15 protein-coding genes and 1 rRNA gene are annotated in these 15,888 nt (G+C 71.6%); 12 read left to right on the forward strand and 4 right to left on the reverse strand.

From position 1 onward, the window contains the following. The 3 genes from rrf to Q5722_RS00010 form a co-directional block, all read left to right on the forward strand. Positions 1–69, forward strand: a 5S ribosomal RNA gene (gene rrf, locus Q5722_RS14955); the annotation flags it as partial. Positions 70–178: 109 nt separating this feature from the next. Then, positions 179–1,210, forward strand: a complete 1,032-nt coding sequence (locus Q5722_RS00005) for a tetratricopeptide repeat protein (protein WP_305026162.1) — start codon at positions 179–181, stop codon at positions 1,208–1,210. A gap of 108 nt (positions 1,211–1,318) precedes the next feature. Continuing rightward, positions 1,319–1,642: a single-stranded DNA-binding protein gene (locus Q5722_RS00010; RefSeq protein WP_305026163.1), complete on the forward strand. Its 324-nt coding sequence runs from the start codon at positions 1,319–1,321 to the stop codon at positions 1,640–1,642. Here the strand turns inward: Q5722_RS00010 and Q5722_RS00015 are convergent. Beyond that, positions 1,620–2,699 carry a DUF1015 family protein gene (locus tag Q5722_RS00015; protein ID WP_305026164.1) on the reverse strand — a complete coding sequence of 360 codons (1,080 nt, stop codon included), beginning with the start codon at positions 2,697–2,699 and terminating at the stop codon, positions 1,620–1,622. The genes Q5722_RS00010 and Q5722_RS00015 overlap by 23 nt on opposite strands. 27 nt (positions 2,700–2,726) lie before the next feature. Between Q5722_RS00015 and Q5722_RS00020 the strand changes: the two genes are divergently transcribed. From Q5722_RS00020 to Q5722_RS00060, 9 genes are all read left to right on the forward strand, one after another. Further along, positions 2,727–3,737 (forward strand): HAD-IIA family hydrolase, encoded by a 1,011-nt coding sequence (locus Q5722_RS00020; RefSeq protein WP_305026165.1) that lies wholly within the window; start codon positions 2,727–2,729, stop codon positions 3,735–3,737. Then, positions 3,734–3,964: a hypothetical protein gene (locus Q5722_RS00025; protein ID WP_305026166.1), complete on the forward strand. Its 231-nt coding sequence runs from the start codon at positions 3,734–3,736 to the stop codon at positions 3,962–3,964. The genes Q5722_RS00020 and Q5722_RS00025 overlap by 4 nt, the downstream gene beginning before the upstream one ends. After that, on the forward strand, positions 3,964–4,818 hold the full coding sequence (locus Q5722_RS00030) for a TlyA family RNA methyltransferase (RefSeq protein ID WP_305026167.1): 855 nt from the start codon (positions 3,964–3,966) through the stop codon (positions 4,816–4,818). Before Q5722_RS00025 ends, Q5722_RS00030 begins: the two co-directional genes overlap by 1 nt. Beyond that, positions 4,815–5,777: an NAD kinase gene (locus Q5722_RS00035; protein WP_305026168.1), complete on the forward strand. Its 963-nt coding sequence runs from the start codon at positions 4,815–4,817 to the stop codon at positions 5,775–5,777. The genes Q5722_RS00030 and Q5722_RS00035 overlap by 4 nt, the downstream gene beginning before the upstream one ends. Beyond that, positions 5,778–7,526 (forward strand): DNA repair protein RecN, encoded by a 1,749-nt coding sequence (recN, locus tag Q5722_RS00040; RefSeq protein WP_305026169.1) that lies wholly within the window; start codon positions 5,778–5,780, stop codon positions 7,524–7,526. A 156-nt stretch (positions 7,527–7,682) separates the two neighbouring features. Then, positions 7,683–9,389, forward strand: coding sequence for a CTP synthase (gene pyrG, locus Q5722_RS00045; RefSeq protein WP_305026170.1), 1,707 nt, complete (start codon positions 7,683–7,685; stop codon positions 9,387–9,389). Positions 9,390–9,398: 9 nt separating this feature from the next. After that, positions 9,399–9,986 (forward strand): NUDIX domain-containing protein, encoded by a 588-nt coding sequence (locus tag Q5722_RS00050; RefSeq protein ID WP_305026171.1) that lies wholly within the window; start codon positions 9,399–9,401, stop codon positions 9,984–9,986. After that, complete coding sequence (gene xerD / locus Q5722_RS00055) at positions 9,983–10,909, forward strand: site-specific tyrosine recombinase XerD (RefSeq protein WP_305026172.1); 927 nt, start codon at positions 9,983–9,985, stop codon at positions 10,907–10,909. Before Q5722_RS00050 ends, xerD begins: the two co-directional genes overlap by 4 nt. Continuing rightward, entirely contained in the window at positions 10,906–13,428 is a 2,523-nt protein-coding gene (locus Q5722_RS00060; RefSeq protein ID WP_305026173.1) for a DEAD/DEAH box helicase, read from the forward strand. The genes xerD and Q5722_RS00060 overlap by 4 nt, the downstream gene beginning before the upstream one ends. Before the next feature lie 25 nt (positions 13,429–13,453). On the opposite strand, the gene Q5722_RS00065 is transcribed toward Q5722_RS00060, so the two are convergent. From Q5722_RS00065 to Q5722_RS00075, 3 genes are read right to left on the reverse strand one after another with little or no spacing between them, the layout of a single operon-like run. Then, the gene (locus Q5722_RS00065; RefSeq protein WP_305026174.1) at positions 13,454–14,449 is read right to left on the reverse strand and encodes an aldo/keto reductase; all 996 of its coding nucleotides are present in this window, start codon (positions 14,447–14,449) and stop codon (positions 13,454–13,456) included. Between the two features lie 8 nt (positions 14,450–14,457). Continuing rightward, entirely contained in the window at positions 14,458–14,853 is a 396-nt protein-coding gene (locus Q5722_RS00070) for a MerR family transcriptional regulator (protein WP_305026175.1), read from the reverse strand. A gap of 33 nt (positions 14,854–14,886) precedes the next feature. Beyond that, positions 14,887–15,822 carry a methylenetetrahydrofolate reductase gene (locus Q5722_RS00075; protein WP_305026176.1) on the reverse strand — a complete coding sequence of 312 codons (936 nt, stop codon included), beginning with the start codon at positions 15,820–15,822 and terminating at the stop codon, positions 14,887–14,889. Positions 15,823–15,888: the final 66 nt, after the last annotated feature.

Raw genomic sequence — 15,888 nt, forward strand, 5'->3', positions numbered from 1 at the left:
GAAGTTAAGCCTGACAGCGCCGATGGTACTGCAACCGGGAGGTTGTGGGAGAGTAGGACGTCGCCGGACAAATTTTCACTAGGGGCCTCCGCCTTCGCGGGGGCCCCTAGTCTTTTGTCCACCACTTCGTGCACGCAGGTCCGTGTGCGCACGCCGCCGTTGTTGAAAGGTTGCCCCCATGGCTGACCAGTCCCGTCCCCGTCGTTCCGACGCCCCGCGCGGTGGGCGCCCCCAGGGTGGCGGCCGCCCCGCTTCGGGTGGCGGCAAGCCCGGTGCAGGGCGTGGTGGCAACGGCAAGTCGGACTTCCGTGCCTCGGGCCGCTCCGAGGGGCGCGAGGGCACGGCTGCCGACCGGGGTGCCAAGAGCTACAGCGACAGGGGTGGCAAGCCCGAGGCGCGTGGCGGTGGCCGTCCTGGCGGTCGCGACGGGAAGCCGGCGTACGTCGATCGCAAGCCGGGCTCGCGTCCGGGCCGCAAGGACGACTGGAAGCGTCCCGCTGACGACCAGCGCCCCCGTACGGAGGAGCAGGCCCGTTACGACGGACCCGAGATCCCCGAGGAGATCACGGGCAAGGAGCTCGACCGGTCGGTGCAGGCGCAGCTGAAGGGTCTCCCCGAGAAGCTGGCCGCGCGCGTTGCGCGTCATCTGGCTGCTGCGGGCATGATCATCGACGAGGACCCGCAGACTGCGTACAAGCACACGCTTGCCGCTCGTGCGCGTGCTGCACGCCTCGCCGTCGTGCGCGAGGCCTGCGGCGAGGCCGCGTACGCCGCGGGGGAGTATGCCGAGGCGCTCTCCGAGCTGCGTGCGGCCAAGCGGATGAACGGCAACTCGGCCTACCTGCCGATCATGGCCGACTGCGAGCGTGCGCTCGGCCGTCCGGACCGCGCCCTCGCCCTGGCGAAGAACCCGTCCGTCGCGAACTTCGAGCCCGACGCCAAGGCGGAGATGACGATCGTCGAAGCCGGCGCCCGCCGCGACCTGGGCGAGATCGACGCCGCGCTGCGCACGCTCGAGTTCGCTCCGCTGATGTCGCGTTCACGCGCGTCGTGGGTCGTTCGTCTTCGCTACGCGTACGCCGACACCCTCGAGGCCGCCGGCCGGCTGGAGGAGGCACTCACCTGGTTCCACCGGACGGCGGGTATCGACGGGGACGAGATCACCGACGCGATGGAGCGTGCGGAGGCGCTGGAGAAGCAGGTGCGCTGAGCCGCTTTCGCTCCACAGGGCCCGCACGGAGCCCGTAGCTCAACAGGCCCGAACCACACGGTTCGGGCCTGTTCGCATTTCGGGTCTGATCGCCGTGGAGGTGACGTGATGACCAATGAGGTTCGTCTCGCAGGCAGGGTGTCCCGTGCTCCTGAGGAGCGCCTGCTCCCGAGCGGGGACAGGGTGGTGTCGTTCCGGCTCGCTGTCCCGCGGGACACGGCAGCAGCCCGGTCTGGGTCGGACTGGGTGGACTGCGCTGCCTGGTCCGCGCGTCTCCGGCGGGCCGTCGCAGGCTGGGAGGTGGGTGACGAGGTCGAGGTGACGGGCGCATTGCGTCGACGTGTGTTCCGTGCGGGTCACCGCGCCGTCCCTCTGGTGGAGATCGAGATCGGCGTGGCGCGCCGGCTGGTCAGGTCCGGAGGTCGCGCATGAGCGCGCCGAGGTGTGGCTTGGGCTGGAACGACGTGGCCTTCTGCGGGAAGGGGCGCCCCGCCCTCGCCGCGGTGGCGACCTGCTCGAACGACGGCGCGGGCAGCAGGATCGCGACGCCGTCCCGCGCGCGGGCGAGTGCCTGGCCGGCGGTGTGGTGATGGTGCACCTGGTCCTCGTCGACTCCCCACGCGGGCAGGAGCTCCTCGTGGAGGGCGAAGACCGGAAGCTGCAGGCCGCGGGGGTGCAGGGTCGCCCACGCCTCACCGTCGTGCAGGACGAGCGCGTGCTCCAGGCCTGCGAGCGCGTCGCGGCGGTTGGCCTGCGGCCGGTAGTCGTCGCCGCGACGAATGGCGGCCTGGGCGACGGTCTCGAGGCTGAGGCCGGTGACGGAGCGGTGGATCGCTCCGAGCTGGAGGGGCGTGTCGGACTGATCGACGAGCATGACCAGCGTCTGCTCCCATTCGGTCCCCGGTCGCTGCTCGGCGAGCTCGAGGGCGGCGGCGTACCGGTGGTGCCCGTCGGCGATGACGGCTCGGCTGGAGGCCACGAGGGTGCCCAGCAGCTGGACGTCGTCCGCGTCCTGGATCCGCCACATCCGGTGGTGCTGGCCGCCGGGGTCGGAGAAGGAGACATCGGGCTTCCGCTCGGTCAGGAGGCCGACGGCAGTGCGGAGTGCGGCCGTGCCGCGGTGCATGAGGAGGATCGGTGCGGGGTTGAGCGCGATCGTCTCCATCCGCTCCGCCAGCTCGGCGACCTGCTCGAGCCGGACCGCTTCGTGGGGGAGGACGGCGTCGCCCGCGCGCGTGACGTCGAGCTCGCCGACGATCCCGCGCACGCTGACTCCCGACGAGGTGTACTCGTGGATGTAGAGAGCCGGGCCGTCGTCGAGCCTGATGTGGCGCTGCCGCTGCCAGTCCTGCAGTCGGCGGGCGGCCGAACGGTAGGGTCGCGCGAAGATCCTGTTGGCGACCGGTGCGCCGACGAAGCTCTCACGGAGCCGGAGCGCGCGGAACGGTCGCAGCACCAGCTGCGGGCCGGGTTCCGACGTGATCTCCATCCGCTGCATCGTAGGGGGAACCAGCAAGTGCTCCGCGCCAGTGACGTGCCCCTGGTCGATCGCTACGACCTCGCGATGCTGGACCTCGACGGCGTCGTCTACATCGGTGACCACGCGGTCCCGGGCGCTGCGCAGGCCATCGCGGCTGCCCGGTCGCACGGCGTGGCGGTCGCCTTCGTGACCAACAACGCGGCGCGCCCGCCGGCAGCCGTCGCAGGCCACCTCACCCGGATCGGGGTGGAGGCCGCTCCGCGCGACGTCGTCACCTCGTCGCAGGCGGCGGCCCGGCTCGTCCGCGAGCGGTGGGGTGCCGGAAGCCGGATCTTCCTCTGCGGTGGCCCCGGTGTGGAGTCCGCCCTGCTCGCCGAGGGCCTGGTGCCGACCGTGGAGCCTGCGGAAGCGGTCGCCGTCGTCACCGGCTATGGCCCTGAGCTGCCCTGGCATCGGATCCTCGAGGCCGCGATCCTCGTGAAGGCGGGGCTCCCGTGGGTCGCCACGAACGCGGACATGACGATCCCGACCTCCGCCGGGGTCGGGCCCGGCCACGGAGCGGTGGTCCGGCTCATCGAGGAGTTCAGCTCCGTGCGGGCGGAGGTCGCGGGGAAGCCCGAGCGGCCGCTGCTCGACGAGACGATCCGCCGTGTGGGTGGTCGACGCCCGCTGATGGTCGGCGACCGCCTCGACACCGACATCGAGGGAGCGCACAACGCGGGGCTCGACTCGCTCCTGGTCCTCACCGGGGTCTCGGGGCTGGCCGACCTCGTCGTCGCCCCGCCGGAGCTTCGTCCGACCTATCTCGCAGAGGACCTCGGTGGCCTGCTCGTGTCGCACCCGCCCACGCAGCGGGGTGCTGAGGGCCGCTTCACCTGCGGCGGGTGGACAGCCCACGTCGAGGAGGGACAGGTCACCCTCGCTGGTGCAGGCAGCCGCGTCGACTGCTGGCGGTCGGTGGTGGGCGCTGCGTGGCACCACCTCGACGCCACGGGGAGCCCGGTGCTCCTTCCGGAGGCCGTGCGTTCGGTAGCGTTGGCGCCATGAGCGAGGAGCAGTTCGTGGCCGACGGCGCACCCACCGCGCAGGTCGGAGAGACCGCCGCGACCGGTCATGGGTCCGTGGACGGCGTCATCGCCAGCCTCGGTCAGCTGGCCGAGCTCCCGGTCGACGAGCACGTGGCGGTGTTCGAGCGAGCGCACGAGCAGCTCCGCGGTGCGCTCGACGCCCCGTCCGGTCCCCGTCCACCGGCCGGCACGGCCTCCGTCGGCTGATGCCGCCCCGCAGACTCCGCCTGGACGCCGAGCTCGTCCGGCGCGGCCTCGCCGCCTCGCGTTCGCACGCCTCCGAGCTGCTGGGCGCGGGCCGCGTCAAGGTCGGCGGCGCCGTCGCGACGAAGCCGGCGACCCAGGTCACCACCGATGCCGACATCTACGTCATCGACGACCCGGATGACCCCGGCTACGCCTCGCGCGGAGCCCACAAGCTGGCAGGCGCGCTGGCGGCGTTCGGGCCACTGGGGCTGGTCGTCGAGGGGCGCCGCTGCCTCGACGCCGGCGCATCGACGGGTGGCTTCACCGACGTGCTCCTCCGCGCCGGCGCACGTGAGGTCGTCGCGGTCGACGTGGGCTACGGCCAGCTCATCTGGCGTCTCCAGAACGACGACCGGGTGCAGGTGCACGACCGCACGAACATCCGCGACATCACGCCTGAGATGCTCGGCGGTACCGTCGACGTGGTCGTCGGCGACCTGTCGTTCATCAGCCTCGAGCTCGTGCTCGACGCCCTGATCGGCGTGTGTGCTCCTGACGCGGACCTCGCGCTCATGGTCAAGCCACAGTTCGAGGTCGGCAAGGACCGGCTCGGCAAGGGTGGCGTCGTGCGGAGCGCGGCGCTCCGTGCGGAGACCGTGACAGCCATCGCCGATGCCGCAGCCCGCCGCGGTTGGGGCGCGCGGGCGGTCTCCACGAGCAAGCTGCCCGGGCCGTCGGGCAACGTCGAGTTCTTCCTGTGGCTGCGCAGGGGCGCGGCGACGATCGGTGAGACGGAGATCGCTGCCGAAGCAGGCGTCGCCACCGCGGGAACCTCCACCGGCACGTCGGTGCCGGGTGAGAAGGTGGACCCGTGACGACAACCGAGACGACGGCCGGGAGTGGCGCCGCGCCGCGGCGTGTGCTCGTCGTCGCCAACACGACCCGGGAGGCCGCGTGCGACATCGCCCACGCCTTCGTGAAGTCGCTGGGGGCGCACGGGATCGTCGTACGTCTCCTCGCGGCCGAGGCGAGCGAGCTCGGCCTCCGCCCGGACGGCGCGCTCGTGGAGGTCGTTCCTGACGACGGTTCCGCGGCCGTCCACTGCGAGCTCGCGGTCGTCATCGGCGGGGACGGGACGATCCTGCGGGCTGCGGAGATCACGCACCGTTCGGGTACGCCCCTGCTCGGGGTGAACCTGGGCCACGTCGGGTTCCTCGCCGAGGCCGAGCCCGACGACGTCGAGCACACGATCAGCGCGATCGTCGACCGCAGGTGGACCACGGAGGAGCGGCTCACCGTCGACGTCACCGTGCTCCAGGGGTCGGAGATCGTGGCCAACACGTTCGCGCTCAACGAGGCGTCGGTCGAGAAGGCGGCGCGTGAGCGGATGCTCGAGCTGGTCGTCGAGATCGACGGCCGTCCGCTCTCGCGCTGGGGCGCGGACGGCGTCGTCTGCGCGACGCCGACGGGCTCCACGGCGTACAACTTCAGTGCGGGTGGCCCCGTGGTGTGGCCGGTCGTGGAAGCGCTCCTCATCGTGCCGCTCAGCGCGCACGCGCTCTTCGCACGACCGATGGTCGTCGCCCCCAGCTCTGTCATCGCCGTCGAGGTGATGTCGACCAACGAGGGCGCCGGAGTGCTCTGGTGCGACGGTCGCCGGACCGTCGACCTGCCCCCGGGCGCCCGCATCGAAGTGCGACGAGGTGCCCCGGTGCCGCTCGTCCGCCTGCACGACTCGCCGTTCACCGACCGTCTGGTCGCGAAGTTCGGGCTGTCGGTCGAGGGCTGGCGCGGAGCGGCGGAGCGGCGCATGCGCGAGAACGGAAACGACTAGATGTTTGAAGAGATCCGGATCCAGTCGCTCGGCGTCATCGAGTCCTCCACGCTGGAGCTCGGTCCCGGCCTCACGGCGATCACCGGTGAGACCGGTGCCGGCAAGACGATGATCGTCACCGCGCTCGGTCTGCTGATGGGCGGACGGGCCGACTCCGGCGCCGTGCGTCGTGGGGCGAAGGCAGCCCGTGTCGAGGGCGTCGTCCACGCCGAGGGTCTCGCCGACTTCACCGGCGCCGTCGAGGAGCTCGGGGGAGAAGCCGAGGACGGTCGCGTGCTGCTGGCGCGCAACATCTCGAGCGAAGGGCGCTCGCGCGCGTTCGTCGGCGGTGCAGCCGTGCCCGCGTCGCAGCTCGCCGACCTCTCCGACGCGCTGGTCGCGGTGCACGGCCAGTCCGACCAGCACCGGCTGCTCAAGGCCAGCGCCCAGCGCGAGGCGCTGGACCGCTTCGGAGGCGACACGATCGCCGCGCTGCTCGAGGCATACCGCCTGCTCCACAAGGAGCTCGGGGCCACGGAGCGTGAGCTCGCTGACGTCGTCGCGCACGCCCGAGAGCGGGCGCGTGAGGCGGACCTGCTCCGGTTCGGCCTCGAGGAGGTCGGCGCCGTCGAGCCGCTGTCCGGCGAGGACACCGCCCTGGCTGCCGAGGAGGCCCGCCTCGGCTTCGCCGACACGCTGCGCGGCGCTGCCGAGCAGGCTCGTGAGGCGCTCTCCTCCGAGCACGACCGCCCCGACGCCCTCGGCGCCGTCTCCGCTGCGCGCCGTCTGCTCGATGGCGTGCGCGACCACGACGTGGAGGCGGCTGCCCTCGCGGACCGCCTGGCGGAGGTGAGCTACCTCCTCGCCGACGTCGCGGCCGACGTCGCGTCGTACGCTGCCGGACTCGACACCGACCCCGCCCGCCTCGCCGTGGTGTCGGAGCGGCGTGCGGCGCTCGGTGCGCTGACCCGGAAGTACGGCGAGACCATCGACGAGGTGCTCGCGTGGTCACAGCAGGCGTCCGTGCGGCTGCTCGAGCTCGACGGCACCGACGACCGGATCGCCGAGCTCCGCGAGAAGCGTGCCGACCTGCGGTCCCGCCTTGCCGAGGCCGCCCAGTCGCTGAGCACCGCGCGCCAGGAGGCCGCCGGACGCCTCGCGGACGAGATCACCGCCGAGCTCGGCCTGCTGGCGATGCCCCACGCGCGCGTCTCGCTCGCGGTGACCCAGGTCGAGGAGGCGGCACCGGAGGGTGACGCCGCTTCCCTCCCGCTGCAGGTGGGGGAGCGCTGGGTTCGCTACGCGGGGCATGGCATCGACGAGGTCGAGTTCCTGCTGGCTGCCAACACCGGCTCCGATCCGCGCCCGCTCCACAAGGGGGCCTCGGGTGGTGAGCTCTCCCGCGTGATGCTGGCGCTCGAGGTGGCGCTGGCCGGCACGAGCCCCGTGCCGACGTTCGTCTTCGACGAGGTCGACTCCGGCGTGGGCGGCAAGGCCGCGGTCGAGATCGGTCGGCGCCTCGCGCAGCTCGCGCGCAGTGCCCAGGTCCTCGTCGTCACCCACCTCCCTCAGGTCGCGGCGTACGCCGACCGGCACGTGGTGATCGCGAAGTCGACCGACGGCGTCGTGACGACGTCGGGCCTGACGGTGCTCAGCGAGGACGAGCGCGCCCGCGAGCTCTCGCGCATGCTGGCGGGGATGGACGAGTCCGACACCGCCCTCGCGCACGCGGAGGAGCTCCTCGAGGCCGCACGAGCGGCCCGGGGCTGAGGCGGCGCCCGTTGCCGGGCCCGTTTCCCGGCCCGTTTCCCGGGCTGGGCCCCGACAGGGCCAGACGCACCACGCGCGCCACGTGGAGCGTCGGATGCCATACGTGGGATAGGATCGAACCCCGTAGCCGATAGAGATTCGACAACGGGAGTTCCCTTGGCCAGTGCCTCGCAGACCAAGCACGTCTTCGTCACCGGAGGCGTCGCGTCGTCCCTCGGCAAGGGCCTCACCGCCTCGAGCCTGGGCGCCCTTCTCAAGGCTCGCGGTCTGCGGGTCACGATGCAGAAGCTCGACCCGTACCTCAACGTGGACCCGGGCACGATGAACCCGTTCCAGCACGGCGAGGTGTTCGTGACCGAGGACGGCGCGGAGACCGACCTCGACATCGGCCACTACGAGCGCTTCCTCGACACCGACCTGGTCGGCAACGCGAACGTGACGACCGGTCAGGTGTACTCCAACGTGATCGCCAAGGAGCGGCGCGGCGAGTACCTCGGCGAGACTGTCCAGGTGATCCCGCACATCACCAATGAGATCGTCGACCGGATCCTCGCGATGCACGCTCCCGAGATCGACGTCGTCATCACCGAGATCGGCGGCACGGTCGGCGACATCGAGTCGCTGCCGTTCCTCGAGGCCGCGCGCCAGGTCCGCCAGAAGATCGGCCGCGACAACGTCTTCTTCATCCACGTCTCGCTCGTTCCCTACATCGGCCCGTCCAAGGAGCTGAAGACCAAGCCGACGCAGCACTCCGTCGCCGCCCTGCGGACGATCGGTCTCCAGCCCGACGCGGTCGTGTGCCGCGCCGACCGTGAGCTCCCGCAGGGCATCAAGTCGAAGATCGCGCTCATGTGCGACGTCGACGAGGACGCCGTCGTGACCGCCGCGGACGCCCCGTCGATCTACGACATCCCCAAGGTCCTGCACCGTGAGCGCCTCGACGCCCTCGTCGTGCGCAAGCTGGACCTGCCCTTCCGCGACGTCGACTGGTCGGTCTGGAACGACCTGCTCAAGCGGGTCCACCACCCGAAGGAGGAGGTCACCGTCGCGCTGGTCGGCAAGTACATCGACCTCCCCGACGCCTACCTCTCCGTGGCCGAGGCGCTGCGTGCGGGTGGCTTCGCCAACGAGGCCAAGGTCAACGTCCAGTGGATCGCCTCGGACGAGTGCGAGACGCCGGCCGGCGCAGCCAAGCACCTCGGTGACGTCGACGCCGTCCTCGTTCCCGGCGGCTTCGGCATCCGTGGCCTCGAGGGCAAGCTCGGCGCCCTGCAGTACGCGCGCACCCACGGCATCCCGACTCTCGGCATCTGCCTCGGCCTGCAGTCGATGGTCATCGAGTACTCGCGCAACGTGCTCGGCCTCGACAAGGCCGCGTCGACGGAGTTCGACCCCGAGACTCCCGAGCCGGTCATCGCGACGATGGAGGAGCAGAAGGCGTTCGTCGAGGGTGCTGGTGACCTGGGCGGCACCATGCGCCTCGGTTCCTACCCGGCGAAGCTCGGCAAGGGCACGCTGGCGCGCGAGGTCTACGGCGAGGAGCTGATCACCGAGCGGCACCGCCACCGCTACGAGGTGAACAACGCCTACCGCGCGCCCCTCGAGGACGCGGGCCTGGTCTTCTCCGGCATCAACCCCGACCTCGACGTCGTCGAGTTCGTGGAGCTGCCGAAGGACGTCCACCCCTACTACATCGCGACGCAGGCCCACCCCGAGCTCAAGTCGCGGCCGACCCGGCCGCACCCCCTCTTCGCCGGCCTGGTGAAGGCAGCGATCGAGCGCCAGCGCGAGCTGCGCATCCCGATCGACGACTCCAACCTGCACAAGGTCGAGGAGTCCGCCGACGACCGCATCGAGGACTGACAGCACCTCATGCCGATCGCGGACCGACCCGAGTCGTGGCCGGTGGTGTCCACCGAGGACATCCACCGGGACGACTGGGTGGTCGCGCTCCGCGCCGACGCCGTACGCCGACCCGGCGACGACGGCACGGGGGAGGGCGCGCCGTTCCGGCGCCTGGTGCTCGAGCACCCCGGCGCCGCGATCATCCTGGCCGTCGACGACGAGGGCCAGGTGCTCTGTCTCCAGCAGTACCGCCATCCAGCCCGGATGTCGTTCGTCGAGCTGCCTGCGGGGATCTGCGACGTCCCGGGCGAGGACCCGATCGAGGTCGCGAAGCGGGAGCTGCGCGAGGAGGTCGAGCTCGCCGCTGACGAGTGGGTCCACCTCGGCTCGGTCTGGGCCAGCCCCGGCATCAGCGCCGAGCGGCACCACCTCTACTTCGCCCGTGGGCTGACGCCGTCGAGCCGCGGTGACTTCGAGCTGCACGGCGAGGAGGCGGAGATGGAGGTCTTCCGGGCCCCCTTCGAGGAGCTGCACGCCGCGGTCCTCGACGGCCGGGTCTCCGACGCCCCGATCGCCCTCGCCCTGCTGATGGCCCGCGCGAAGGGCCTGGCGTGAGCGAGGGTGCGGTCGAGCGAGCGATCCGCACCTGGCTGGACCACCTGGCCGTCGAGCGCGGTCTCGCCGCCAACACGCTGAGCTCCTACCGCCGCGACCTCCGCCGCTACGCCGCCTACCTCGCCGCCCGTGACGTGGCCACGATGGAGGCGATCACGGAGGCGACCGTCACCGACTTCCTGGTCAGCCTGCGCGAAGGCGACGCCGACCACCCGCCGCTCGGCTCGACCAGTGCGGCGCGGACGATCGTCGCGGTGCGCGGCTTCCACAAGTTCGCGGTCCTGGACGGGCTGGCGACGCACGACCCCGCCGCCGCGGTGAAGCCCCCGGCTCCTGCGAAGCGCCTGCCCAAGGCGCTCCCGCTGTCGGAGGTCGAGGCGATCCTCGACGCCGCCGGTGCCCCCGGCACGCAGCTCGCTCTGCGTGACAGGGCGCTGCTCGAGGTGCTCTACGGCACCGGCGCCCGCATCTCCGAGGCGGTCGGCCTCGACATCGACGACATCGACCTCGAGCTGGGCCAGGTGCTGCTGCGGGGCAAGGGGTCGAAGGAGCGGATCGTGCCGATCGGCTCCTACGCCAGAGAGGCGCTGTCGGCGTACCTCCGGGACGCGCGGCCGGAGCTGATGAGCACGACGACGCCGGCCGGTGCGGTCTTCCTCAACTCGCGCGGAGGGCGGCTCTCGCGCCAGTCGGCGTGGGCTGTGCTGGTCAAGGCGGCCGGGCACGCGGGGATCACCAAGGACGTGTCGCCACACACCCTCCGGCACTCGTTCGCCACGCACCTGCTCGACGGCGGAGCCGACGTACGCGTGGTGCAGGAGCTGCTCGGGCACGCCAGCGTCACGACCACGCAGGTCTACACGCTGGTCACCGTCGACAACCTCCGCGAGGTCTTCGCGACCGCGCACCCGAGGGCCCGATGACGGCCAGCGAGCAGGGCTACGAGGCGTTCTCGACCTGGGCGGACGGTGCGGGCATCAGCCTGTATCCGCACCAGGAGGAGGCGGTCCTCGAGGTGTTCGCCGGCAACAACGTCGTCCTGGCCACCCCGACCGGCTCGGGGAAGTCGCTGGTCGCGATCGCCGCGCACTTCGCTGCGCTGGCCGATGACCGGGTCAGTTTCTACACCGCGCCGATCAAGGCGCTGGTCAGCGAGAAGTTCTTCGCGCTGTGCGAGGTCTTCGGTCCCGAGGACGTCGGCATGCTGACCGGGGACGCGAGCGTCAACCCGGATGCCCCGATCATCTGCTGCACCGCCGAGGTGCTGGCCAACATCGCGCTGCGCGAGGGCAGGGCCGCCGACGTCGGCCTGGTCGTCATGGACGAGTTCCACTACTACGCCGAGCCCGACCGCGGCTGGGCCTGGCAGGTGCCGCTGCTGGAGCTGCCGCAGGCGCAGTTCCTGCTGATGAGCGCGACGCTCGGCGACGTCACGGAGATCAGCGCCGACCTGTGCCGGCGTACCGGCAGGGAGACGGCGCTCGTCGACGGCGCGGAGCGACCGATCCCGCTGCACTTCACCTGGTCGCTGACGCCGCTGTCGGAGACGCTCGAGGAGCTGGTCACGACGAAGCAGGCGCCGGTCTACGTCGTGCACTTCACGCAGAAGGACGCCGTCGAGCACGCGACCGCACTGCTCAAGGCGAAGCTCGCCGTCCCCGGGGACAACAAGGCGGCGATCGCCGAGCGGATCGCGACCGTGCGCTTCGGCACCGGCTTCGGCAAGACGCTGAGCCAGCTGCTCAAGGCCGGCATCGGCGTGCACCACGCCGGCATGCTGCCGCGCTACCGGCGCCTCGTCGAGCAGCTCGCGCAGCAGGGCCTGCTCACCGTCATCTGCGGCACCGACACGCTCGGCGTCGGCATCAACGTGCCGATCCGCACCGTGCTCTTCACGGGCCTGGCCAAGTTCGACGGCTCCCGCCAGCGGGTGCTCCGGGTGCGGGAGTTCCTCCAGATCGCGGGGCGCGCGGGGCGAGCCGGCTACGACACGGCCGGGTACGTCGTCGTGCAGGCGCCCGAGCACGTCATCGAGAACGAGCGGGCCAAGGCCAAGGCGGAGGAGCGTCGCGCCGCCGGCAAGAAGAACTCCAAGGCCCAGCTCCGCAAGGCGCCCGAGGGCACGGTGGTGTGGACCGAGGCGACCTTCAGCAAGCTCGTCGAGGGCGTCCCGGAGTCACTGCAGAGCCGGATGAAGGTCGACAACTCGATGCTCCTCAACGTAGCCGCGCGCACGGAGGACACCTCGGAGGCGATGCGGCGGATCCTGCAGGAGAACCACGAGGACCGCCGCTCCCAGCTCCGGTTGACCCGGCGGGCGATCCGGCTCACCCGTTCGCTGCTCGCCTCGGGGGTGCTGACCCGCCTCGACGACGTCGACGCGTTCGGACGTCGTTTCGTGCTCACCGAGACCCTCCCGGCCGACTTCGCGCTCAACCAGCCACTCGCGCACTTCGCCATCGAGGTGCTCGACCTGCTGGACCCGGACTCCGACACCCGCATGCTCGACACCGTCTCCGTGATCGAGTCGGTCCTCGAGGCGCCGCGGCAGATCCTCTTCGCCCAGCAGTACGCCGCCCGCGGAGCCGCGGTGCAGGAGATGAAGGCCGACGGCGTCGAGTACGACGAGCGGATGGCGCTGCTCGAAGAGATCACCTGGCCGCAGCCGCTCGCGGAGCTGCTCGGTGCGGCGTACGAGATGTACCGCTCGAAGCACCCGTGGCTGCCCGACGACGCCCTCTCGCCGAAGAGCATCGTGCGGGAGATGTGGGAGAGCGCGATGTCGTTCACCGACTTCGTCTCCCGCTACCAGCTGGCGCGCTCGGAGGGACTGGTCCTGCGCTACCTCACCGACGCCTACCGCACCCTGCGGCAGACCGTGCCCGACGCGCACCGCACCCCCGAGCTCGACGAGCTCGTGGAGTGGCTGGGCGAGACGGTGCGGCAGACCGACTCGAGCCTGCTCGACGAGTGGGAGGCGCTGGCGCACCCCGACCACGTCGCCCCCGAGGTCAGTCATCACCAGCCGCCGAAGCCGCCGCGCGCGCTGACCGACACCCCGGCCTTCCTGGTGATGATCCGCAACGCCATGTGGCGCCGCGTCGACCTCGCGGCGCGCGACGACCTCGACGGGCTGATGCGCCTCGAGCGGGACGCCGCCGACCGCACCGACCCGCCCGCCGACGTCGTCATGACCCGCAGCGTGTGGGACAACGCGCTCGAGGAGTACTTCGCCGAGCACGACGACATCGTGCTCGAAGGTGACGCACGCGGCCCGAAGTTCCTCACCATCGAGCGCACCGGACGGCTCTGGAGGGCCGTCCAGACGATCGCCGACCCGGAGGGCAACCACGACTGGGTCATCGAGGCCGAGGTCGACCTCGACGCCACGGACGCGTGCGGGGAAGCCGTCGTCCGTGGAGTCGCGATGCGCTGCCTCTGACGGCCAGGGTGCAGCTGGCGCCGGCTCAGGCGTCGATGTGGCTCATGTCGCCGTAGCGCGCACCGGCCACGGCGTCGCGGGGCACAGCCGCCTCGAGCGCGGCCAGGTCGGCGGGGGAGAGCTCGACGGTGAGCGAGCCGGCGTTCTCCTCGAGGTAGCGGACCCGCTTGGTGCCCGGGATCGGGACGACGTCGTCACCCTGCGCCAGGACCCAGGCGAGCGCGACCTGGCCCGGCGTCGCGCCCTTCTGCTCGGCGATCGCACGCACGTTGTCGACGAGCACCAGGTTCCGGGCGAGCGCCTCGCCCTCGAACCGCGGGAAGTACGCCGACCGGCGGAAGTCGGCCGCGCCGTCCGCCCCGCTCTCCGCCGTGATCGTCCCGGTCAGCAGGCCTCGCCCGAGGGGGGAGTAGGGGACCAGACCGATGCCGAGCTCGCGGAGGACGGGGAGGATCTCGTCCTCGAGGTCGCGCGTGAAGAGGGAGTACTCCGTCTGGAGGGCGGTGATCGGGTGTACGCCGTGCGCACGCCGGATCGTGTCTGCGGACGCCTCCGAGAGCCCGAGGTGCCGGACCTTGCCGGCCTCGACCAGCTCGGCCATCGCCCCGACGGACTCCTCGATCGGCACCGTCTTGTCGACGCGGTGCTGGTAGTAGAGGTCGATGTGGTCGACGCCGAGCCGCTGGAGCGAGGCGTCGCAGGCGGCACGGACGTACTCCGGCCGACCGTTGATGCCGACCCGCGTGCCGTCGGGGAGCCGTTCGTTGCCGAACTTGGTGGCCAGCTGGACCTCGTCGCGCCGGCCTGCGACGGCGCGGCCGACGAGCTGCTCGTTGCTGAACGGGCCGTACATGTCTGCGGTGTCGAGGAAGGTGATGCCGAGGTCGAGGGCGCGACGGATGGTCGCGACGCCGCCAGCCTCGTCAGGGGTGCCGTAGAACTCCGACATCCCCATGCAGCCCAGGCCGAGCGCGGAGACGTCGAGTGCGGATGCAGTGCCGAGAGTGCGTCGTGGGGTCATGGCTCCACTCAACGGCTTCGAGTGCGCTCGAAGTCAAGCGCCTGCTCGACCTTTCCCTCGTAGATCCCGATCTTGTGGTCGACGGCTCGCAGGTGCCCGGTGATCTCGGCCAGCTGCGCCTCCACCCGGGCGCGGTGGGCGAGCAGCAGGTCGAGGCGTTCCTGCTCGTTGCCGTCGCCGGCCCGGACCAGGGCGGCGTACCGCTTCACGTCGCGGATCGGCATCCCGGTGGCCCGCAGCCGCGTGATCAGCGTGATCCAGGCCAGGTCCTGCTCGGAGTAGCGGCGGTGGCCGGAGGCACCCCGCTCGACGGGGCGGAGCAGCAGGCCGTCGCGCTCGTAGTAGCGCAGCGTGTGGGCGGTGAGGCCGGTCTGGTCGGCGACCTCGGCGATCGTGAACGGCATCGGACCAGTCTGTGGCCTCGAGTGCACTCGAGGTCAAGCGGGGGCGGTGGTGCCGCGCAACGTCCCGATCAGGCGGCGGGCCAGCTCGACCGAGGCGTCGATCTCCACCTTGCGGATGGAGACGCTCTCGATGTTGAGGCCGAACGGGACGCCGAGCCGCTCGCAGTAGGCGACCAGCTCGGTCGCCGTGGCGAGCGCCTGCTCGAACGAGGCCTGCAGGGTGTCCTCCGCGTGGCGCAGGTCGTTCTCGATCCAGCGAGGAACGTCGACGCCGAGCCAGCGCAGGAACTCCAGGGTCTTCATCGAGCCGCACACCGAGAACGTGAAGACGATCGGCACCGGTGCGATGCCGGCCTCGCGGCACGCGTAGGCGTAGTCGGAGACGAGGTTCTTCGCAGCGTTGACGTCGTAGACGACCTGGGTGACGAAGAAGCGGCAGCCGGCCGCCTGCTTGGCGAGGAGCCGCTCGTGCTCGTTGCCACGGCGGGTGTGGCGCTCCGGGATCGCGACACCGCCCAGCAGCAGGTCCGGGTTGGCTGCGCCGGCGAGCTGCTGCGCCTCGGCGAGGGTCAGTGCCGGCTTGCTGTCGCTGGAGGCGGCGCCGACCAGCACCGAGAGCGTGCGCCCGGGATCCTGGGCCCCGGCCCAGCCCTCCAGGGTGGGCCGCTCGTACTTCCCGACGGCGCGGTAGACGACGACCGGCGTCTCCCAGTCGGTGAGGTCCTCCGCCAGGTACGCCGCGGGGTCGAGGGTCGGCGTGAACGGGAACGGGCGCTCGGTGGGGTTGCGCGAGCTCTCGTCGTCGATGTCGTAGAGGACGAGGCCGTCGAGCCCCAGGGGGCGCAGGCGCGCCTTGGTGGCCTCGGCGATCTCCGCGACGCGCTCCGGTGCGGTCGACTGGCGAGGCGGCGTCAGGGCGAAGAGCACGAAGCTCCCCTGACGGTCGCGGATGCGTGCGGCGAGGTCCATGGACAGGACCCTATGCGCACGCGGGGGTGCGTGCCGCACGGGTGCCGGGCGCCGTGACCGCGCCAG

This window comes from Nocardioides jiangxiensis (assembly GCF_030580915.1).
In the GTDB taxonomy this organism is placed as follows: domain Bacteria; phylum Actinomycetota; class Actinomycetes; order Propionibacteriales; family Nocardioidaceae; genus Nocardioides; species Nocardioides jiangxiensis.

Bases quoted from the DNA above. Each gene is read 5' to 3' on its own strand.
- Q5722_RS00010 (WP_305026163.1), top strand. From the start codon at position 1,319: ATGACCAATGAGGTTCGTCTCGCAGGCAGGGTGTCCCGTGCTCCTGAG.
- Q5722_RS00015 (WP_305026164.1), bottom strand. From the start codon at position 2,699: ATGGAGATCACGTCGGAACCCGGCCCGCAGCTGGTGCTGCGACCGTTC.
- recN (WP_305026169.1), top strand. From the start codon at position 5,778: ATGTTTGAAGAGATCCGGATCCAGTCGCTCGGCGTCATCGAGTCCTCC.
- Q5722_RS00050 (WP_305026171.1), top strand. From the start codon at position 9,399: ATGCCGATCGCGGACCGACCCGAGTCGTGGCCGGTGGTGTCCACCGAG.
- Q5722_RS00070 (WP_305026175.1), bottom strand. From the start codon at position 14,853: ATGCCGTTCACGATCGCCGAGGTCGCCGACCAGACCGGCCTCACCGCC.
- Q5722_RS00025 (WP_305026166.1), top strand. From the start codon at position 3,734: ATGAGCGAGGAGCAGTTCGTGGCCGACGGCGCACCCACCGCGCAGGTC.
- Q5722_RS00060 (WP_305026173.1), top strand. From the start codon at position 10,906: ATGACGGCCAGCGAGCAGGGCTACGAGGCGTTCTCGACCTGGGCGGAC.
- Q5722_RS00075 (WP_305026176.1), bottom strand. From the start codon at position 15,822: ATGGACCTCGCCGCACGCATCCGCGACCGTCAGGGGAGCTTCGTGCTC.
- Q5722_RS00065 (WP_305026174.1), bottom strand. From the start codon at position 14,449: ATGACCCCACGACGCACTCTCGGCACTGCATCCGCACTCGACGTCTCC.
- Q5722_RS00030 (WP_305026167.1), top strand. From the start codon at position 3,964: ATGCCGCCCCGCAGACTCCGCCTGGACGCCGAGCTCGTCCGGCGCGGC.
- Q5722_RS00005 (WP_305026162.1), top strand. From the start codon at position 179: ATGGCTGACCAGTCCCGTCCCCGTCGTTCCGACGCCCCGCGCGGTGGG.